The organism is Brevibacterium picturae (assembly GCF_900105045.1).
GTDB classification, from domain to species: Bacteria; Actinomycetota; Actinomycetes; order Actinomycetales; family Brevibacteriaceae; genus Brevibacterium; species Brevibacterium picturae.
In genome coordinates this window covers 1,257,417-1,277,821 of the sequence record NZ_LT629739.1, presented here as the reverse complement: position 1 = coordinate 1,277,821, position 20,405 = coordinate 1,257,417, and the positions used below count along the sequence as shown (strand labels likewise).

18 protein-coding genes are annotated in these 20,405 nt (G+C 62.9%); 10 read left to right on the top strand and 8 right to left on the bottom strand.

The window, feature by feature from the left end; translation table 11 throughout:
* Nucleotides 1–71 precede the first annotated feature (71 nt).
* Together BLT92_RS06040 and BLT92_RS06035 are read left to right on the top strand one after the other, a co-directional pair.
* A complete protein-coding gene (locus tag BLT92_RS06040) occupies nucleotides 72–905 on the top strand; it encodes a helix-turn-helix transcriptional regulator (RefSeq protein WP_231939053.1) in 834 nt (277 codons plus the stop codon).
* Between the two features lie 134 nt (nucleotides 906–1,039).
* Nucleotides 1,040–1,459 carry a VOC family protein gene (locus BLT92_RS06035; RefSeq protein ID WP_009884344.1) on the top strand — a complete coding sequence of 140 codons (420 nt, stop codon included), beginning with the start codon at nucleotides 1,040–1,042 and terminating at the stop codon, nucleotides 1,457–1,459.
* Here the strand turns inward: BLT92_RS06035 and BLT92_RS06030 are convergent.
* Entirely contained in the window at nucleotides 1,450–2,058 is a 609-nt protein-coding gene (locus tag BLT92_RS06030; protein ID WP_092104047.1) for a TetR/AcrR family transcriptional regulator, read from the bottom strand. The two genes, BLT92_RS06035 and BLT92_RS06030, sit on opposite strands and share 10 nt — an antisense overlap.
* A 177-nt stretch (nucleotides 2,059–2,235) precedes the next feature.
* Here BLT92_RS06030 and BLT92_RS06025 point away from each other — a divergent pair, with 177 nt between their 5' ends.
* Nucleotides 2,236–2,826, top strand: a complete 591-nt coding sequence (locus BLT92_RS06025; RefSeq protein ID WP_231939052.1) for a hypothetical protein — start codon at nucleotides 2,236–2,238, stop codon at nucleotides 2,824–2,826.
* A gap of 36 nt (nucleotides 2,827–2,862) precedes the next feature.
* Here the strand turns inward: BLT92_RS06025 and BLT92_RS06020 are convergent, their stop codons facing one another.
* Nucleotides 2,863–4,032 (bottom strand): GAF domain-containing protein, encoded by a 1,170-nt coding sequence (locus BLT92_RS06020; RefSeq protein WP_231939051.1) that lies wholly within the window; start codon nucleotides 4,030–4,032, stop codon nucleotides 2,863–2,865.
* 113 nt (nucleotides 4,033–4,145) lie between these two features.
* Between BLT92_RS06020 and BLT92_RS06015 the strand changes: the two genes are divergently transcribed.
* Nucleotides 4,146–5,966, top strand: coding sequence for a flavin-containing monooxygenase (locus BLT92_RS06015; RefSeq protein ID WP_009884348.1), 1,821 nt, complete (start codon nucleotides 4,146–4,148; stop codon nucleotides 5,964–5,966).
* 206 nt (nucleotides 5,967–6,172) lie between these two features.
* Here the strand turns inward: BLT92_RS06015 and BLT92_RS06010 are convergent, their stop codons facing one another.
* Entirely contained in the window at nucleotides 6,173–7,105 is a 933-nt protein-coding gene (locus BLT92_RS06010) for a hypothetical protein (RefSeq protein WP_231939050.1), read from the bottom strand.
* Nucleotides 7,106–7,407: 302 nt separating this feature from the next.
* Nucleotides 7,408–7,929 (bottom strand): TetR/AcrR family transcriptional regulator, encoded by a 522-nt coding sequence (locus BLT92_RS06005; RefSeq protein ID WP_009884350.1) that lies wholly within the window; start codon nucleotides 7,927–7,929, stop codon nucleotides 7,408–7,410.
* 88 nt (nucleotides 7,930–8,017) lie between these two features.
* Between BLT92_RS06005 and BLT92_RS06000 the strand changes: the two genes are divergently transcribed.
* Nucleotides 8,018–9,586: an MFS transporter gene (locus tag BLT92_RS06000; protein WP_092104040.1), complete on the top strand. Its 1,569-nt coding sequence runs from the start codon at nucleotides 8,018–8,020 to the stop codon at nucleotides 9,584–9,586.
* An 88-nt stretch (nucleotides 9,587–9,674) separates the two neighbouring features.
* On the opposite strand, the gene BLT92_RS05995 is transcribed toward BLT92_RS06000, so the two are convergent.
* The 3 genes from BLT92_RS05995 to BLT92_RS05985 are packed head-to-tail and all read right to left on the bottom strand — an operon-like array spanning nucleotide 9,675 to nucleotide 12,878.
* Nucleotides 9,675–11,225 carry a tripartite tricarboxylate transporter permease gene (locus BLT92_RS05995; RefSeq protein ID WP_092104038.1) on the bottom strand — a complete coding sequence of 517 codons (1,551 nt, stop codon included), beginning with the start codon at nucleotides 11,223–11,225 and terminating at the stop codon, nucleotides 9,675–9,677.
* A gap of 1 nt (nucleotide 11,226) precedes the next feature.
* Entirely contained in the window at nucleotides 11,227–11,904 is a 678-nt protein-coding gene (locus BLT92_RS05990) for a tripartite tricarboxylate transporter TctB family protein (RefSeq protein ID WP_092104036.1), read from the bottom strand.
* A complete protein-coding gene (locus BLT92_RS05985; RefSeq protein ID WP_231939049.1) occupies nucleotides 11,901–12,878 on the bottom strand; it encodes a Bug family tripartite tricarboxylate transporter substrate binding protein in 978 nt (325 codons plus the stop codon). Before BLT92_RS05985 ends, BLT92_RS05990 begins: the two co-directional genes overlap by 4 nt.
* Nucleotides 12,879–13,156: 278 nt before the next feature.
* On the opposite strand from BLT92_RS05985, the gene BLT92_RS05980 reads away from it, so the two are divergent.
* From BLT92_RS05980 to BLT92_RS05965, 4 genes are all read left to right on the top strand, one after another.
* Nucleotides 13,157–15,460: a S9 family peptidase gene (locus BLT92_RS05980; RefSeq protein WP_092104032.1), complete on the top strand. Its 2,304-nt coding sequence runs from the start codon at nucleotides 13,157–13,159 to the stop codon at nucleotides 15,458–15,460.
* A 331-nt stretch (nucleotides 15,461–15,791) separates the two neighbouring features.
* Nucleotides 15,792–16,778, top strand: coding sequence for an ABC transporter substrate-binding protein (locus tag BLT92_RS05975; RefSeq protein WP_092104030.1), 987 nt, complete (start codon nucleotides 15,792–15,794; stop codon nucleotides 16,776–16,778).
* An 80-nt stretch (nucleotides 16,779–16,858) separates the two neighbouring features.
* Entirely contained in the window at nucleotides 16,859–17,905 is a 1,047-nt protein-coding gene (locus BLT92_RS05970; protein WP_092104028.1) for an ABC transporter permease, read from the top strand.
* A gap of 5 nt (nucleotides 17,906–17,910) precedes the next feature.
* The gene (locus tag BLT92_RS05965; protein WP_092104026.1) at nucleotides 17,911–18,702 is read left to right on the top strand and encodes an ABC transporter ATP-binding protein; all 792 of its coding nucleotides are present in this window, start codon (nucleotides 17,911–17,913) and stop codon (nucleotides 18,700–18,702) included.
* A gap of 11 nt (nucleotides 18,703–18,713) precedes the next feature.
* Here BLT92_RS05965 and BLT92_RS05960 read toward each other — a convergent pair whose 3' ends face one another.
* Nucleotides 18,714–19,703 (bottom strand): alpha/beta fold hydrolase, encoded by a 990-nt coding sequence (locus BLT92_RS05960; RefSeq protein ID WP_172802559.1) that lies wholly within the window; start codon nucleotides 19,701–19,703, stop codon nucleotides 18,714–18,716.
* A gap of 53 nt (nucleotides 19,704–19,756) precedes the next feature.
* Here BLT92_RS05960 and BLT92_RS05955 point away from each other — a divergent pair, with 53 nt between their 5' ends.
* Entirely contained in the window at nucleotides 19,757–20,362 is a 606-nt protein-coding gene (locus BLT92_RS05955) for a TetR/AcrR family transcriptional regulator (RefSeq protein WP_092104025.1), read from the top strand.
* The last annotated feature ends 43 nt before the right edge of the window (nucleotides 20,363–20,405 follow it).

Genomic DNA, 20,405 nt, shown 5'->3' with positions numbered 1-20,405 from the left:
GATCTGCGGGCAGACCTGAACAGCGGCCGGTGGACCAGGCCCGTGTCAGACCCCGGGTCTACACTGCTGTCATGTCCGCGGCGACTCGGGATGACCTCATTCGCAGGCCACACCCGCGCCTGAGCCCCTTCGTGGGTGACTATGTCGCCTACGACGTTTCGGGCGTCCCGGCCGGGACACATCTCGGGCTGCCATCGGGCACCCTGACGTTCATCGTCTCCATCGACGAACCGCTGCACCAATACGACGCGGCAACCGAAAGCACCGAGTCCTTCGACGTACTGCTCGCAGGCCTGCATCTGCGGCCCACCCTCATCAGGCACAACGGCGCAATGGCCGGAATCCAGATCAACTTCACCCCCTTCGCTCCTCGCATCCTCTTCGACACCCCTGCCGTCGACCTCGCTCACCGCACGCACGACCTTGCCGAGATCTCACGCCCCGTCGCCGCCGAGCTGCACGAACGCGTCAACGAAGCCACGACCTGGTCTGCCCGCTTCGACGCCATCGACGAGGTCCTCGTGCGCGCCGTCCACGAAGGCACCCAGCCTCGGCCCGAGGTGGTCAGCTCCTGGAAGCAGATCGCCCGCAGTCACGGCGGGCTGCCCGTCTCACTTGTGGCGAATCGGATCGGTTGGAGCAGACGCCACCTCAACGGAGTGTTCCGTGCAGAATTCGGCATCGGACCCAAGGAAGCGGCGCGGGTCATGCGATTCGATCGGGCGAGACGAATGATCTCGGCGCAGTCTCGAACGTTGGCAGATATCGCCGCGACCTGCGGTTATGCCGACCAATCCCATCTCAACCGCGACTTCCGACTGCTCACAGGGACCAGCCCGTCCCTGTGGCTGACCCAGGACCCCGTGGTGCGGCAGGACCGAGATCGCTGGTCGCTGGATCGGTAAGCGCCGCCTCGGCGAGCGTCGGTGCAGCTGCACCGACGCTCGCCGAGGCCCGCGCAGTTCCCAAATGTCCAAGCCGCCGAGGTGGCGCCGGGGCCACGATGGTGTGGACCGATACGACGAGGAAAGGACACATCATGTCAACGACCACCGGAACCAATGTCTGGCCGACATTTCGCTACCGAGATGCAAAGGCCGCGATCGCGTTCCTACAGGACGCCTTCGGCTTCGAAGTCGCCGCCGAATACACGAACGCCGATGATCCCGAGCGAGTCGACCACGCCGAACTGCGTTGGCCAGAAAGAGGGGGAGTCATGCTCGGTTCGGTCCGCGATGACGGCGGTGTCATGACGAAGACCGGAGTCGCAGCCGGCTCGGTCTACATCGCCACGGGCCGGGTTGAGGAGCTCTATCATCGCGCGATCGCAGCCGGTGCCACGAAGGTCATGGGGCTGACCGAACAGGACTACGGATCCAAGGACTTCAGCGTCACCGACCCCGAAGGTGTGCTGTGGAGCTTCGGGACGTATCGGGGTGCGGGCGCAGATCAGGAGTGATGCCCGAGCACTGCGTCGGCCGCTACGTAGAGAGTCTGCGTCTCCAGCTGCGCGAGTGAGTCCTCGGCAGGCAGAGCCCGTTCGAGGGCGATGCCATCGAGGACGGTGCACAGGAAGCGCGCAAAGCGTGGGATGTCGCCTCGGTTGGGGATCCCGCCCTCATCGGCGAGCACGCGCAGCCAATCCTCTGTTCTGCGTTGCCCATCACGCTGAATAGCGAGGTACGTTTCGCGGACCTGTTCGTTCTGGTCCGCGACGATGAAAGCAGTGCTGACCGCCGTCATCGCCTCGCGTGCTTCAGATCCGGCTCTGGCTGTAGCCAGCACTTGACGAAGGCATTCGACCAGCCGATCCCGGGCAGGAAGTGTGGAGTTGTGGATGTCGGTGTCGGGCAGCATCCAGTCATAGGCGCGCCGCATGACTTCGTCCCGCAGTGCCTGCTGGGTGGGGAAGTGGTGGCGCAGCGACCCTGTACTCACCCCTACTCGCGCAGCGATCGCCCGTACGCTCAGCTTCGCCGTTATGCCGTCTTCGGCGATGATGTCTGCGGCTGCGGCGAGTATTCGCTCACGGGTGTTCGAGTACTCACGTTTACTCATTCACATACCGGCTTCTTCTCTGCGATTCATCCGACCAACACACTGTGTTAGTGTACAGGTGTTTCTACCAACACGCCGTGTTGGTCCTGTGTCGAGTGCCAGGGAGGGCCCCAGATGTTTCAGCAATGGCGCAGGCGGCGAGCGGTCAGACGAATCGAGCCCGGTGATGGGAGGCTCGTGCAGAGATTCCGTTGGTGGCAGCTGCTGGGCAGGTCACTGTTCCACCTGGACATCGCCGATGCGGCTGGATACTCGGTGAAGTACACGGTGGATGCGCGGCAGTGGAAGACTGACGAGAACGGCTATATGAAGGTGTTTCTCTACCGCAATGGCCTGCAGCACGCAGTATCCCGAGCCCCTGCAGTCTTCCCTGTCGAGGGCGGAACGATAGAGGTTGCCGCCAGCAGTTTCGGTTTGAAGCGCTGCCACTTCGTGTCCAATTCCGGAGCTGAGCGGCAGCTGCACCCCGATGCTCATTCCGCAGAAGGCCGTCGAGCTCATCTCGACGAGCGCCGGCCACAGCTGAGCCGGCTGATCGGAGTGGTCTCAACTGTTGCGCTTCTGGTCGGCGTCGGCTTGCTGCTGCAGCAGATCGCCGTGCCGATCTTGAGAATTCCGCCGATTGCTGAACAGATCGGACCCGTCGAGCCGTTGATCAACCTTCCCCTATGGCTGTCGATCAGTCTGGGTCTCGTTGCCGCGCTCGCCAGCACAGAGAGAGCACTGCGCATGCGCTATCGGTGGTGGCTCGACGCGGCTGGGAACTGATCCTGCAGGTGCCGCCTCACCTGCGGATCATGTTGACTACGCGCGTCTCGCGCTCACACCCTCAGCCCAGCGGTAAGGCTGCGTCGCAAGAAGCGCGCCGATCGAGCGGCGGAGGCGGGAGACTTCTGCACGCACCGTGACCAGGTGCTCGGCATCACCATAGAGCGTGCGGCTGAGATCGGCAGCGCTGATCCCAGATGGCCCCGCCGAGGTGATCGCGGCGAGGATCTGCGCACGCCGTGGCGTGAGCGGAACCCTGAGCGGATCACCACCGGAGTTGATCTCGAGCACCGCGGGTTGGCTTGTCTGTCGCAGCGTCACCGAGACCTGTGACTCGTCGACGGCCCCTGCCGGTCTCAGCAGCCACCCGCCGGTGATCTTCTCCGGCCGGCACAGGCCAGCGCCGGGGATGAGGATCGTGCGATCAGGTGCCGGCACTTCGATCCGGTCGCGGCTGCGCACACCCTGCTGGTAGGCGACCCAGCCATCGTCATCGACGACCAGCGCAGGACCGTGACTGCCGCTGAGGACTGTCGACATGCGATTGCGCAGGCTGCTCAGCTGCTCCTGCTGGATGAGCGAGAGCCTCGCCTGCGCCAGATGGACGGCAGTTGTGACCAGAGACTGCACGGCAGGATGGAGGGTGAGTGCTGGCCCGCTGATGTCGACGACGCCGAGCAGGCTGCCATCGATGGGATCGTGGATGGGAACCGCACTGCAATACCAGGGATGCTGCGACGTTTCGAAGTGCTCCGCGGAGAACAGCTGGACCGCGGCCTCCTCGGCCAGAGCAGTGCCGATGGCATTCGTGCCCACCTTGGACTCGGACCAGTGGGCGCCCTCGACGAATCCCAGCGAATCCGCCTGACGTCTGGCTGCGGTGGCGCCATCTCGCCACAGGATCACGCCCTCAGCATCGGCGACGACAAGGATGAAGCTGCCTGCATCTGGCATCCTCAGCAACACGGATTTCAGCTCCTCGACGATGAGGCGCAGCTTCGAACGGTGCCTTCGGGATTCCACATCCGCCTCGGCGGCGAAGATTCTGCGATTACTGCCCGCTGGGTCGAGGCCCAAGCGCAGCATTCGATCCCACGAGCGCGCAACGAGCGCTCGCGGCTGCTCCGGCGGCGATGCGCCGGTGATCACGGCATCGTGAATGCGTGTCAGATCTCTGGCGAGATGCGCCAGATCCGGCTGAGGCATATGACGAGTATAGGTGCGGTCGTCGGCACTGACCATGCAACTCGATGCAACTCTTCCGCGGCTGTTCTTGGCGGTATAGCTTGAGGACACACAGCTCAACGAAGAGGAGTGACATGACAACGACAATTGATCGCACGCAGCTCACCGCCGATGACATCGCGACCGAATGGCTCAACGAGTTCGAGTCCGCACTGCGGGCGCGTGACGTCGAAGCCGCAGTGGGACTGTTCGCCACTGCCAGCTACTGGAGGGATCTCGTGTCTTTCACGTGGAACCTCAATACGGTAGAGAACCATGACGGGGTCAGGGACCTGCTGACCGTGAACGCGGACCGGGTCGCACCATCAGATTTCGAGCTCAGCGATCCCGCCACCACCGCCGACGGAGTCACCGAAGCTTGGTTCACCTTCGCCACCTCTGTCGGCCGCGGCAAGGGTCTGGTTCGGCTCATCGACGAGGACGGGGCCAAGGCATGGACCATGCTCACCTCGTTGCAGGAACTGACAGGCTATGAAGAGCCTCGCGGAGACCGACGAGTCAAGGGGGCCGAGCATGGCGTCGATCCTGAGAGGAAGAGCTGGTCGGAGAAACTCGCGGAGGAGGACGCAGCCTGGGGAGACACCGCACAGCCGTACACTCTCGTCGTCGGCGGGGGACAGGGCGGCATTGCGCTCGGCGCTCGCCTGCGTCAGATGGGAGTCCCGGCGCTCGTCATCGACCGGTGGGAGAGGCCGGGAGACCAGTGGCGTTCACGGTACAAGTCACTGTGCCTGCACGACCCGGTCTGGTACGACCACCTGCCCTACCTCAAGTTCCCCGACAACTGGCCGGTTTTCGCACCCAAAGACAAGATCGCCGATTGGTTGGAGTTCTACACCAAGGTGATGGAGATTCCGTACTGGTCTTCGACAGCAGCCACCTCGGCGAGGTACGACGAAGAATCGCAGCAGTGGACGGTCGAGGTCGAGCGCAATGGTGAGAAGGTCACTCTGCACCCGACACAGCTCGTCATGGCCACGGGCATGTCCGGCAAGCCGAATGTCCCAACGTTCCGCGGTGCCGATATCTTCAAGGGCGAGCAACAGCACTCTTCGGAACACCGTGGACCAGACGCCTACACCGGTAAGAACGTCGTCGTCATCGGCAGCAACAACTCTGCCTTCGATATCTGCGGAGCGCTCTACGAACACGGTGCCGACGTCACGATGGTGCAGCGCTCGAGCACGCACATCGTCAAAAGCGACTCCCTCATGGAGATCGGGCTCGGCGACCTCTACTCGGAGAAGGCGCTGGCCAACGGCGTGACGACCGAGAAGGCCGACCTCATCTTCGCCTCCTTGCCGTATCGGATCATGCACGAATTCCAGATTCCGCTCTACGACCAGATGAAGGAACGCGACAAGGACTTCTACCAGCGCATGGAAGACGCCGGTTTCGATCTCGACTTCGGCGACGACGAGTCCGGGCTCTTCCTCAAATACCTGCGCCGCGGCTCGGGCTACTACATCGACGTCGGCTCGGCAGAACTCGTCGCCGACGGCAAGGTGAAGCTAGCCAAGGGAGACGTCGATCATCTGACCGAGGGCTCGGTGGTGCTTGCCGATGGGACCGAGCTGCCTGCCGACCTTGTCGTCTACGCCACCGGATACGGCTCGATGAATGGCTGGGTGGCCGATCTCGTGGATCAGGAGACTGCGGACAAGGTGGGCAAATGCTGGGGCCTCGGCTCCGATACCACCAAGGACCCTGGCCCGTGGGAGGGTGAGGAGCGGAACATGTGGAAACCCACTCAGCAGGAGAACCTCTGGTTCATGGGCGGCAACCTCCACCAGTCACGGCACTACTCGCTGTACTTGGGGCTCCAGCTCAAGGCGCGCTATGAGGGGTTGGATACCCCGGTGTACGGGTTGCAGGATGTGCACCACCTGAGCTGACCTCGTTGTGTGCCTGCCTAAAGTGGTCGAAATGGGCTGATTCCGATTGTCCGAATCAGCCCATTTCGACCACCTAAGAAGTTCTGCCCTGTCGTGACATTTCAACTCGGGGGCTGAGAGTGCTGCTGATGGCCGAGAGCGCTGCTGATGGCTGGCTCGAGATGCGAGATCGCGAGCCGTCTCATTTTGGACTGCCTCAATGCGAATCATGTCAAGCCCAGAAGGCGGCGGATCTTGGCCTGGAGCAGGCGATAATCGGTCCGGCGGGTCACCTTGAGCACTGTCCAACCTGCGTCCCTCATCGCTTCATCGCGTTCGATGTCTCGAGCCCACTGGGTTGGAGATGACCTGTGGTGATCGCCTTCGTACTCGAGCGCGAGACGTGCATTCTCGTAGCCGAGATCGGGCTCTATGTCGCCTCTGTCCAGGTCACTGCTGATCTTCGGGTGAACAGTCGGTTCGGGAAGTCCGACGGAGACGATCCATAGGCGCAGGTCGGTCTCAGTCGGGGAATCGACACCGGGCCGGATCAGATCAATCGCATCACGCAGGCGACGACGCGCCCTCAGCCTTTTGCGCTGCCCCACTCGATCAGTCAACGTGTCGACAGTCAGCTGAGGCGGCCCGTGCCACCGGCCGACAGCCGCATCCCCGACTTTCACCAGATCTCGGATCGTCAGGTCAGGCGCGATGGAGATGAAGACGTCGGCGGGAGCCAGTACAGGAAGATCGAGCCACCTTGCAGCGGTGATCTGCTCGGATCGACGAAGTGTGACGTTCGGCAGTCGGACCCGCAACGCCAAATCTTCTGTGCACAGGCTGAGGCGGGGATCTGTCCTGAAGTTCGCCGGCATCGGCCAGCCGTAGATGCGGGCCGCTGTCGCATGATCGGCGAGCACCTGATCGAACTTCATTCGGGCCGCTCGTAGGCGTAAGGAGTCCCATTCCCAGCGGTCATCGGCCCACCGTGGTGTGCGGCGGCTCTCGAGAGTCTCCCGGTCCATGCGCACGCCTGGAAGTATGATCGGGCAGCGTTGTGTTCTGAACAGGTAGTGGCGGGTGATCCCCAGAGCCTCTGCCTCACTTGCTGCAAACAAGCGTGGATAGTCGCGCATCTCCCATCTGCTGTCGTTGAACATGATTGCTATCGTGCAGCATTCTCGCCCGGAAGGGGAGTGCTGTTTTATGCCCTGTGGACAGAGAACGGCTGTCCACAGGAATCTGCGCGCAAGTGACTGTCAAGAAGGTTGCCCCTGCTGCCGTAGAAATTGCTCAGCGTGGCCCTTAGGTGGTCAGAATGGACACGTTCTGGGCTGCGGAATCTGACCGTTTCGACCACCTAAGGCGCATGGCTGCGCGTGGAGGCTCCGCATGTGCGGACGAAGTTCGCCGAGGCTATCCCCTGTCCACGGGGTTCAGGGTTGCTGCACCGGTTTGTTGTCTACAGTCCCAACCGCGCCAGCACGTTCTTGACGTGTTTGAGAGCCTCGTCCTGGGAGAGGCTGAAATTCTGATTGAAGTACATGCCATCGCCGATGAGCTGAACCGTCATCGCCAGATCGGGATCACCGAGATGCTCATTAAGTGCGTCGAACCATGCTTCTCTGGTCTTCCGCAGTGAATCCTTCGCTTCGTCATTCTCCTGCGCCAGGCAGCTCGCCGCGATGAGGCTGCGGTCCAGGGGCGTACCGGTCTCGGCTGATGTCTCGAGATAGTACATGTGCAGGCGGTCACCGGCAGCCTTCATCGATGCAACGTCCTCGTCGACAAGTCGGTCGAGTCGTTCGAGGCTTCCCTTGATCAGCTCCGCCTTCGAACCGTAGTGGTAAAGCAGGCCTCCCTTGGACACGCCGGCCTTCGCCGCGACCGCATCCAGGGTTGCGCCGGAGATGCCCTGCTTGTCGAGGAGGATGTCGAAGGCGTCGAGAAGTCTCTCTTTGGTGTCGGAGGGGTTTCGTGCCATAGCGCTGAGCCTAGTCGAAGCCCGCAGGCCAATCATTGTGTGCGGCTCTTCTTGCTCACTGTACCGTCCAGACGGTACAGTATATTTCATGTTCACCACACAGGCACCACAAGTGCGCGCCGGCCGGCGCGAATGGGCTGGTCTGGCTGTGCTGATGATCCCTGTTCTGCTCATCTCGATCGACAACACCGTCTTGGGTTTCGCGATACCGGCCATCAGCACCGGCCTCCATCCCACCGGCACCCAGCTCCTCTGGATCGTCGACATCTATGCACTCATGCTCGCGGGACTCCTCGTGGCTATGGGCAGCATCGGCGACCGGGTCGGCCGCCGCAAACTGCTCGTCATCGGCGCTATCGGCTTCGGGCTGGCCTCGTTGCTGGCGGCATTCTCCACCTCGGCGGAGATGCTCATCGCCTCCCGTGCATTGCTGGGCATCTTCGGAGCCACCCTCATGCCCTCGACGCTTTCGCTCATCCGCAACATCTTCCTCAACGCCAAGGACCGCCGAGTCGCTATCGCCACCTGGTCCGCCATGTTCTCAGGCGGCGCCGCACTCGGTCCTATTGTCGGCGGCATCCTGCTCGAGCACTTCCACTGGAGTGCGATCTTCTTCATCAACCTGCCGCTGATCGCGATCTTCATCCCGGCTGCCATCGTGTTGCTGCCGGAATCGCGTGACCCGAACCCGGGTCGAATCGACCCTCTGTCGATCGTGCTGTCCATGCTCATGCTGACCCCGCTCGTCTACGCCATCAAGCACGTCATGGCAGACGGAGTGGACCTGCTGTTCTGGGGCACCATGACTGTGACCGTGCTCGCGGGAACCGGGTTCGTCCTGCGCCAGCTGTATTCCTCGCGCCCGCTGCTCGATGTCAGGCTCTTCACCAACAAGGTCTTCACCTCGGCAGTGGCGTCCAACCTGCTCAGCGTCATGGGTCTGGCCGGGTTCCTCTACTTCGGCACCCAGCTGCTCCAGCTGGTCCTCGGGCTGTCCCCGGTCGAGGCGGCGCTCGTCCTCATCCCCGGCCTCATCGCCGCGATCATCTCCGGGTATGCGGCGGTGCCTATCATGGCGCGCTTGCAGCCGCGCGTGGTCGTTCCCTGCGCGCTTGTGCTCAATGCGTTCGGCCTCGGAATCGTGGCCTTCGCTCCCGAGCATTCGGTCGCGGGCATGCTCATCTCCTTCCTCATCCTGGGCATCGGCATAGGTACGGCCGAGGTCATCACGAATGATCTGATCCTGTCCGCAGTGCCTGCGCACAAGGCCGGAGCCGCCTCGGCGATCTCTGAGACGGCCTACGAATTCGGATCGGTCATGGGAACTGCTGTCCTCGGCGGACTCTCGACGATGGTCTTCGGCTCCCACCTGCAATCCACGCTGGGCGCCAAGGCGAGTGGGCCAGAGTTCGAGACTCTCGGATCGTCACTCGAGCACGCGGGTGCTCAAGGCGGTCACCTCGGTGACCAGCTCGCCGAGGCGGCTGTGGCGTCCTTCGACCTCGGCGTCCAATGGGCGGCGGGAGCTGCGGTCGTGCTGGTGCTCATCGCTGCTCTCCTCACGTCCTTCGGCCTCAAGGGTGCGGGCCGGTCTCGAGACCTCAGCCGGAAGGTCGGGCCCCCGGTGGGGCGGAATGCGAACGTCTCTCCACAGTGAATGCGCCGGTGGCCCGGACCGAAGGGGATTCTCCTTCGGTCCGGGCCACCGAACGCGCCTGGCGTCACATCCGCCACGTCGCCTCACATCATGAGCTGACCGATTCGCTGTCGTGCGATGCCGCGTCGACGGTCTTCTTCTGCCGTCTGCGCGCCAGCACACGACCGATGCCCGTGTAGAGCAGCGCTGCGATGAGGAGAGCGTAGAGGACGATCGTGATCGGCGAGGACACGAGGACTGAAACGTCATTGCCCGAGGCCAGCAGTGCATCGCGCAGGCTGGATTCGGCCAATGGGCCCAGAACCATGCCGATCATCAGCGGAGCTAGCGGCACACCGTAGCGCTTGAGCACGAAGCTGATGATGCCGATTCCCAGCAGGATCATGAGTTCGAACTGCGACGCCGAGGTGGCGTAGATGCCCAGTCCGCAGAACACCGCGATGCCGCCGTAGAGGTAGGGGTCCGGGATCTTGAGCAGCTTCGCCCACAGGGGAGCGAAGGGCAGGTTGATGATCAGGAGGACGATCATGGCGATGAAGAAGCTCGCTAGCAGACCCCACACGAGCTCGGGGGACCGGTCGAAGAGCAGCGGTCCCGGTTGCAGACCGTACTGACGGAACGCCGCCAGCATGATCGCAGCCGTCGCGGAGATCGGCAGACCCAGGGCCAACAGGGCACCCATGGCGATACCTGTTGTGGCAGAACCCGCCGCCTCGGGACCGGCCAGTCCGCGGACGGCGCCCTTGCCTCCGAACTGCGGATCCTTGCGTCGGGAGTCGAGTTTGCGCTCGAGACCATAGGACATGAACGTCGGCACATCGGCACCGCCGACGGGAATCACACCGAAGGGCAGACCGATCGCGGTGCCGCGCAGCCAAGCGGGCAGTGCCTCGCCGAACTCCTTGCGCGAGAGGAAGGGCCGACCCGAGGAGTTGATCGTATTGTCGGTGACCTTGCGACGGATCCGCGAGGCGATGAAGAAGACCTCGCCCAATGCCAGGATCGCCACTGTCACGGTGACCAGGGAAACGCCGTCGAAGAGCTCGGGAACACCCATGGTGAAGCGCTCCGTGCCGGAGACCGAGTCGATGCCGATGACCGAGAACCCGATGCCGAGCACCAGCGCCATGAGGCCCTTGAGTACCGAATCGGCGACGACCGAGGAGGTGGCGACGAAGGCGAAGAGCGCGAGAGCGAAGAACTCGGCGGGGCCGAAGTTCGTCGAGAAGTCTGCCAGGGCAGGGGCGACGAACACGACGAGGAAGCAGGAGACGAACCCACCGATGAACGCACCGATCGCGGCCGTGGCCAGAGCCTGCGGCGCTCGCCCGTTGCGCGCCATCTTGTGACCTTCGAACGTCGAGGCGATCGCTGAGGCCTGACCGGGGGTGTTCATCAGAATAGCCATAGTGGAGTCACCGAAGAGACCACCGAAGTAGACGCCGGCGAACATGATGAATGCGCCGGTCGGGTCGAGGGCGAAGGTCATCGGCAGCAGCAGCGCCACAGCCATCGATGAACCCAGGCCCGGCAGCACGCCGACAGCGGTGCCGAGGAAGCAGCCGACGAGAACCCAGAGCAGGTTCATCGGCGTCAGTGCGTGAGCGAAGCCTTCGAAGAGGGACATGAGTGCGTCCATATCAGAAGCCACCTCCCAGAATTCCCGAAGGAAGGTTGAGTCCCAGCAGCACCGCGAACGCGAGGTAGACCAGGGACGAGAAGGTCAGAGCCATGGTCAGGTCGAACAGGGGCCGCTTCGACCCCATCGACCTGGCCACACACCAGAACAGAAGCGCCGCGGCGAGGATCCACCCGGCGAACTCGAGGATGAGCGCGAACGCGGCGAAGCCGCCCGCACCCCAGGCCAAGGACACGAAGTCACTGTGTGTGCGGTGCGAGGAGTCCTCGGTACGTGCCTTGGCCAGAGCCTGGCGGTCCTGGACCGGTTCGTCCTCCTCATGCGGATCGAGGCGCGAGGCCGACACCGCCGAGGTGACAGGTGTCGAAAACGCCTTGGCCTCCTCTACCTCGGCGGGGAGATCATCGTCGGCGTCGACGGGTTCGGGATTGCGGATATAGGCGATCGTCAGCAGGATCGTGAGGACGTAACCGGCGATCATGATGAGCATGGGGAAGAACTGCGGCCCCGGCTGGTCGGCGTCCTCGGCGACGTCCATCGTGATAATGCCGATGAGCAGATAGGTCGAGAATCCGGCCATGATGAGAGGAATCAGGAGACCTGATCGCCCCTGCCACCAGGTTCCGGCGCCGAGGTGGGCCGTCCTGGTTCTCTTCTTCGTTGACGTCTGAGTGCTCACAGTCCCAACTCCTTCAGCAGCGTCTCGATCCGGGAGGTGTCCTCTTTGATGAATTCTGCGAACTCATCACCGGTCAGCCACACGTCTGTCCATTTGTTGCGCTCGAGGGCATCTGCCCATTCCGCGCTGTCGCGGGTCTGTTTGAGGATGTCGACAAGCTGCGAGGTCTCATCCTCAGTGATGCCGGGAGCACCGAGCCAGCCGCGCCAGTTCGTCAGCGTCACCTCGTAACCCTGTTCGGTCATCGTGGGAAGGTCCTCATAGCCTTTGATGCGCTTCGGTGAGGCCACGCCGAGGGCCTTCACGCGGCCGGCTTCGATCTGGTCCGAAACCTCGTTGAAGCCACAGGAGGCGAAGTCCGTCGTGCCCGAGAGCAGCGTCTGGATCGCTTCACCGCCGCCGGACTTCGGAATGTAGGTGATCCCCGAGGCGGGGATGCCCGACAGCAGCGCCAGCTGAGCGATCGTGAGGTGATCGACGGACCCGGCCGAGCCGCCGGTCCAGACGAAGCCCTTCGGGTCCTTCTTCCACTTGCCGATGACCTCATCGAGCGTGTTGTACGGGGAGTCAGCGGCGGCGATGAGCACGTCGTAGTCCTCTGCCACACGGGCGAGCAGGGTCGTGTCATCGAAACCGACCGGCGACTCGTTGAGTGCAATGCCGCCGACCATCGCGGTGCCGGTGGCCAGAATGGTGTCGGCTCGGCCCTGCATGGTGGTGAACTTGCCGAGTCCGATGGTGCCACCGGCCCCGGGGATGTTGACGACCTGGGCGTTGTTGGCCAGCTTATTCACACGCATGGCCTGCTGCGTCTCTCGGGAGAACCCGTCCCAACCGCCACCGGCACCGGCAGGTGCGATGAGCGTGAGGTTGGAGGAGAGATCACCCTTGGCCGATGCGGCCTTGACCGAATAGGTGGTGGCCGTCCCAACGGCTGCCACCGCGAGAGCACCGTAGGCTATTCGGCCGAACATGCGGCGAGTCGGATGCGGCGGCCCGGACCGTGTATCTGCGCCAGGATCTGAGGCGGATTGGTTCGTCATTGACCAAACTTTCATATCTGTTGTGAATTACATGTGAGGCTCGTCATAGCTTAGGTTGACGAGCGTCACATTACGCGCTTGTGTGCACTGATCGCGTTCTGCTCATATTTCACCTTTTGTGCATTGTGCTCACCCGGGTATCTCGGGTGACACGAGCGCACCCTTGACCTGTGCTGCGGTGTCAACCCTGAGGTGGCTAGGCTGGGGCCATGAATGACACTGCTTCCAGCGCCCCCGTGGCCAAGAAGATCCCTTATGAACGAACCCACCACGGCCACACCTTCGTCGACAACTACGAGTGGATGCGCGACAAGGAATCCCCAGAGGTCATCGCCCACCTCGAGGCCGAGAACGACTGGACGAACGCCCAGACGTCCCAGCTCGAACCGCTGCAGGAATCGATCTTCAAAGAAATCAGGACCCGCATCAAGGAAACCGACATGTCGGTGCCGACCAGGCGCGGGAGCTACTGGTACTACTCACGGACGAAGGCCGGACTCGACTACGGAATCAGCGTTCGCGCCCCCATCTCCGAGGCCGCTGACTGGACCCCGCCCGAAGTCGGCGAGGAGCCGCTGCCCGGCGAGGAAGTCATCTTCGACTCGAACACTGCGGCCGAGGGCCAGGAATTCTTCTCCCTCGGCACCTTCTCTCTGACCGATGACGGCCGGTATCTGCTCTTCGGCGTCGACAACTCCGGCGACGAACGGTACACCCTAAGGATGCGGGACCTGAGCACAGGTGAGGACCTGCCCGACACCGTCGAAGGCACCTTCGCCGGAGCCTCGATCGACCCAACAGGACGCTACTTCTTCTATACGACCGTCGACGAGGCCTGGCGTCCGGAGAAAGTCTGGCGCCATGTCGTCGGCACCGACAGCAGCGACGATGTCTGCATCTTCCATGAGCCCGATGAGCGGTTCTTCGTTGGTTCGGGATTCTCCCGTTCACGCAAGTACATGTTCATCGTCACCGGGTCGAAGACCACCACAGGCTTTTGGTCACTCGAATCCGAGGACCTCGAAGCCGCACCGCAGGCAGTCTGGCCACGGGTCGACGGGGTCGAATACTCCGTGGAGCACGCTGTCATCGCCGGAGAGGACCGCTTCCTCATCACCCACAACCAGGAACGGGCCGACTTCGACATCATCGACGTTCCCGTCTCCGATCCAGCCGGCACTGCGCGCGAAACTGCCGACGCCTCCGACGACCCGCGCGCCATCGCCGATCCGGAGTCCATCGGCCGCCCACTGCTCGACGACGTTGACGGGCTGCGCATCGAAGACGTCGATGCCTTCGCCGACTTCATCGTCATCAGCTATCGCCGCGGTGGATTCGCCCGAGTCGGCATCATCGAACTGGACAGGCGAGAACAGGCCACCTCGGTTGAACAGCTCGCCTCGAGTGGAACCTCCAATCCCGACGACACCGCCTCACCGTATGGCCGACTGCAGGAACTTCCCTTCTCGCGAGAGACCGGAACCCTGGGATTCGCCGGCAATCCCGAGTTCACACAGACGAGCATCCGACTGCTCTTCACCTCCATGTCCACGCCCGCTGTGATCTATCAGCACAGCGTGGCAGACGGCACTGACACGATCCTCAAGCGTCAACCCGTCCTCGGCTCGGTCGACCTTGATCGCTACAGCGAATCCCTCATCTGGGCCCGCGCCGAGGATGGAACGCAGATTCCGATCTCTCTGGTCTACCGCACCGACCTCGTCGCGCTCGCCCCCGGCAGCACCGCCTCGGCGACGGACGGCCGACCTCAGGACGCGGCCCCGGTCGATCCCGCACCACTGGTGCTCTACGGGTACGGCTCCTACGAGATGAGCATGGATCCGCACTTCTCCGTCTCCCGGCTCTCCCTGCTCGACCGCGGGGTCGTCTTCGCCATCGCACACGTGCGCGGCGGCGGCGAGATGGGCCGCCACTGGTACGACCAGGGCAAGACCTCGGCGAAGAAGAACACCTTCACCGACTTCATCTCCGCTGGACGCCACCTCGTTGCCCAAGGATGGACGAGGCCGGAGAAGCTCGTGGCATCCGGGGGATCGGCCGGAGGTCTGCTGATGGGGGCGGTGACGAACATGGCACCGGACCTCTTCGCCGGAGTCAGCGCCGAAGTGCCCTTCGTCGACGCACTGACCTCGATCCTCATGCCCGAGCTTCCACTGACCGTCATCGAATGGGAGGAGTGGGGAGACCCCCTCCATGACGAGCACGTGTACGAATATATGCGCTCCTATTCTCCGTACGAGAACGTCGCCGAGGCGGACCATCCGAAGGTCTTGGCCGTGACCTCACTCAACGACACCCGGGTCCTCTACGTCGAACCCGCCAAATGGGTTGCCCGTCTGCGTGAGGTCGGTGCCGATGCGCTGCTCAAGACCGAAATGGTCGCCGGTCACGGTGGTGCATCGGGACGATACGATTCCTGGAAGGAAACAGCCTTCGACTTCGCCTGGATCCTCGATGTGCTGAGGCGAGCGGATGTCGAAATCGAAGCCTGAGGCGCGCTGAGACGTCCCCGCGGTGACGCCGTCCGGGACGCTTGGACGGCTGATGCGCGGCATCGGAGGACGTTTGTCGCGACAGATAACGATACTGGGACGATTGTCTCCAAAACCCTGTTTTGGTCGGCTGTGTCAGTGGCGCCCCATAGAGTGGTTGTCATCACAGTCGACCCCAGGCGGCTGCGGACTCAGAATGATCTGAGCCGCGGTCAGTGCGTGGTTCGACTGCAGTTCCACGGAGAGTCCCACCGACGGGACCGATCGGGGACAAGTGACTGGATTCGTCCCGGTTCGGCGCAGTCGAACCGGTTTTTCAAAGGGGAGAAGAATGCGTCTCAGGCGTCTGGCCACAGCGATTGTGGCGGTGAGTTCGGTAATTGCGGTGTCAGCATGCTCAGGCGGAGAAGGTGCCAGCGGTGACGGAGAGGGCGGCGATTCGTACGCGATCGGCATCTCCCAGCTGGTTCAGCACCCGGCACTCGACGCGGCCAGCGAAGGCTTCAAGAAGTCCTTCAAAGATGCCGATGTCACCGTCGAATGGGACGAACAGAACGCGCAGGGCGAGCAGGCCAATGCCACGACCATCGCGCAGACCTTCTCGAACCAGGACTTGGACTTGGTCCTTGCCGTGGCCACTCCCGCAGCGCAGGCGGCTGCGCAGGCCATCACCGACATGCCTGTGCTCTTCACCGCCGTCACGGACGCCGAAGAGGCAGGACTCGTGAAATCGAACGAGGCTCCCGGAGGAAACGTCACTGGCACCTCCGATCTCAACCCGGTCGCCGATCAGCTGCAGCTGGTCAAGGATCTCAAGCCCGACGCGAAGACCGTCGGCATCGTCTACAGCTCCGGCGAGGTCAACTCGCAGGTGCAGGTGGAACTGGCGAAGGAAGCCGCCAAGGACATGGGCATCAAAATCAAGGAAGCCACGATCGCCAACTCTGGTGAACTGGCCCAGGCAGTGAACTCACTCGGTGACGTCGACGCCTACTACGTGCCGACCGACAACAACGTCGTCTCCGCCGTCTCGACCATGGTCCAAGCCGCTGAGAAGAACAAGGCGCTGCTGGTCGGATCGGAAGCCGGCCAGGTGGAACAGGGCGCGGCGATTACCCGGGGCATCGACTACACGAAGCTGGGTGAACAGACCGGCAAGATGGCACTGAAGATCCTCCAAGACGGCGAGAAACCAGCCGATATGCCCGTCGAGACCAGCTCCAACCTCGAGCTCGTCGTCAACCCGAAGGCAGCCAAGGCTCAGGGCGTCGAAATCCCGCAGGACATCATCGACGAAGCCGACACAGTCATCGAATGATCGTCCCCGTCGCCGGCCGGAGCTCGTGACCGGTCGGCGACACCTACCCATGCGTCAAATCACCACCTGATCGGAAACACATGTTCGGAGCACTGGAACTCGGGCTCATCTATGGAGCGATGGCGCTCGGGGTCTACCTGACCTTCAAGGTCCTCAACTTTCCCGACCTCACCGTCGACGGAAGCTTCACCACAGGCGGCGCCACCGCAGCATCCTTGATCATCGCCGGGGTCAACCCCTTCCTGGCGACCTTGGCGGCCATCGGTGCAGGGCTCATCGCCGGCTATATCACCGGGCTCCTCCACACCAAGGGCGGCATCGACGGACTGCTGGCCGGAATCCTGACGATGATCGGTCTGTGGTCGATCAATCTGCGGATCATGGGCAAGGCGAACCTCCCGCTCCTGCGAGAAGACACCGTATTCACTCCGCTGCGGGAGAACATGCTGTTGGGCACCTGGGTCTCCATTGCCGTACTCCTCGCATTCACCCTGATCCTGAAATTCGCCATCGACTGGTTCCTCACCACCGACCTGGGGCTGGCGATCCAGGCCAATGGCAACAATCGGCAGATGATCCGCAGCCTCGGCGTCAACACCGACAACACGACGATGCTGACCCTGGCGCTGTCCAACGGCTTCGTCGCACTCTGCGGTGCCCTCGTCGCCCAGTACCAGGGCTTCTCCGACGTCAGCATGGGTATCGGCCTCATCCTCGTGGGACTCGCCTCGGTCATCCTGGGCCAGGCCGTGTTCGGCAGCCGCAACATCTTCATGGCCAGCCTCGGGGCTCTGCTGGGATCGGTCATCTACCGGCTCATCATCTTCTTGGCGCTGCGTGCCGGCCTCGACACCAACGATATGAAGCTGACGACCGCACTGCTCGTCGTCCTCGCCCTGCTGCTGCCCAGATGGGGGTTCCTCAAACGAATACCGTCGCTGAGATCCCGCGGCAACCGGACCTCGTCGAAGGCTCCGGCAGAACCAGCAGACGATCCTGCCAACGAAGCGGGCGCACAGGTGCCCGTCGGCACGGTCGATGTCCCCGCCGACACCCCCGACGTCCCCGCGGGGACGTCGGCGAGAGCCGCAGGATCGTCTGCCGCGACAGAAGCGAAGGAGGACTGAGACACATGCTGAAGATCGACACCATCTCGAAGACTTTCTTCCCTGGGACCGTCAACGAACGCAAGGCACTGCAGACCCTTTCACTCGAACTCGAGGAATCCGACTTCGTCACCGTCATCGGCTCCAACGGAGCTGGCAAGTCGACGTTGCTCAACACAATCTCGGGTCGACTCCCCGTCGACTCCGGATCGATCACGATCGACGGCGCCGAGGTGGCACGGATGCCTGAATACAAGCGGGCCAAGTATCTGGGCCGGGTGTTCCAGGACCCGATGGCCGGCACCGCCCCGGACCTCACGATCGAACAGAACCTGTCCTTGGCGCTCAAGCGCGGTAAGCCACGTGGGCTGGGACGAGGAACCACCTCGGCGAGGCGGGACCTGTTCAGAGAGGAGCTTGCCACTTTGGAGCTCGGCCTGGAGAACCGGCTGAAAACGAAGGTGGGTCTGCTCTCCGGCGGACAGCGCCAGGCGCTGAGCCTGCTCATGGCCGGTTTCACCCAGCCCCGCATTCTGCTGCTTGACGAACACACTGCAGCCCTCGACCCACAGCGCGCGGCCCTCGTGACGGACCTGACGCAGAAGATCGTGTCCAATGACGGGCTGACCACACTCATGGTCACACACAACATGGAACAGGCGATCGCCCTGGGCAACCGCCTGATCATGATGCACGAAGGCGAGATCATCTATCAGGCCTCGGCCGAAGAGAAGAAGACGCTGACGGTGAAGACGCTGCTGGGCGAATTCTCCAAGCTCAAGGGCGCGACACTGGGGGACAGGGCGCTGCTGAACTGACCTGCCGCGGGTCACCGGCGAGTGATGAACTCCCCGATGTCGGCTGCGACCTCGTCGGGATATTCGCCGGTGACGGCGTGCGAAGCGTCCTCGTAGACGCGGACCGCGCCAGTGCCCAGGCTTCGTTTAGCCGTGGCAGAGGCAGTTTCCGGGTCATGCATGACCGAACGTCCCGCAATGATTGCGAGCACCGGCATCGGCAGGTCGGACAGCTGTCCCTCGGTGATCCGCGACGGTTGGGGCTTCTTCATGGCGTAATGGTGCATCCCGGACTCAATCATGTCGGCTACCGGGACATCCTCGACCTCGATGCCGCCGGCCGTATACGAATTGAACGCATCCCGTCCGGCCTTGGGCATCCATGGAACGGTTGCGGGGATCGCCCGAAGGATCGTCTCCACTGGGATGCCGTCGAAGGTCTGGACAGGGTCGATGAGGGTCAGCGTCCGCACGTGCTGCGGGTGGCGGATGGCGAGATTGGCCGCCGTCCATCCCCCGAGCGAGAGCCCGACCAGGTTCACAGAATCCTCTGGAAGCGCAGCGATCGTCTCAGCGAGCCAAGCGGCCTCATCCTCGGTACTGGTGATCGGTGAACTCTGAACGCTCCGACCCGGTTCACCAAGGAGATCGAGGGCGTAGACATCGGCGATCCGGAGCAGAGACGGCATGTTGCCCGCCCAGACCGGAGTCGACGAGGCGGTTCCGGGCAGCAGCATCATCGGCTCGGCGTCGCCGGTTCCTTCGAAGCGGTAAACCCGGACGAATCCGAAGTCGGTGCGTATGTCCATGGTGTCTGCAGGCTCCGGCATGCTGGAGAAAGCCGCGTTGTAGGCGGAGTCGAATTCTGCCTCTCCCTCGGCGCTGTCCCAGTGGCCGACGGGCGAGGGAGCCCGGAGAAAGTACCCGATGGCAACCGCGGCAACAATGGCCGAGGCCATCGGCACGAGCACCCGAGGGCGCAGCATTCGGCGTCTGGGGGTTTGGGTAACGTGATCCGTCATCAGCACTCCTCTACCGATCGGTCAGTGATTCAACCGTATAGTATGATCGCAGCATGGGACAAGACTCGGCAGAGGAGAAGACGAAGGATCGGCAGTCGACCTTCACACAGCGAGCACGGCGCGCGCAGATCATCGACGTCACGATCGAGCTGCTCGCCGAGCACGGATTCTCCGGTGTGTCACTGTCTCAGATCGCTGAGCGCGCAGGGGTGACCAAGCCGACTGTCCTGTATCACTTCACCGACAAGGCCACTCTTGTCCGTGGCGCCTATATGCATGTGCTGGACGCTATGGTCGAATCCGTCGGAGAAGCAGTCGCCTCCGCCGAGGTGGCCGAGAGGCCGAGTGTTTATGTGCGATCCATAGTCGCCCATTTCGTCAGCCATCGCAGTCACTCCCGACTGAGCATCGAAGCGCTGGCCCAGGGCGAGGCAAGAACAGACAGTTCCGCAAGGTGGAAGCCTGTGGCTGAGCTCCTCAAATCGGCACGCGAAGCGCGCGGAGCGAAGAGTACGTCCGATTCGCGGACCGCTGCACTGATCATCGGCGGAGCCATCGATGCTGTGGTCGCCGAAGCTTTGGAAGATCCGCAATTCGATGCCGTCGCCGCAAGCGAGGAGATTGTGGAACTGATCGAGGCGCGCTACCTGGCTGGCTGAGTCTAGTCGGCTGAGACGGGGAACTCAGTGCCGGGCGGTGGCT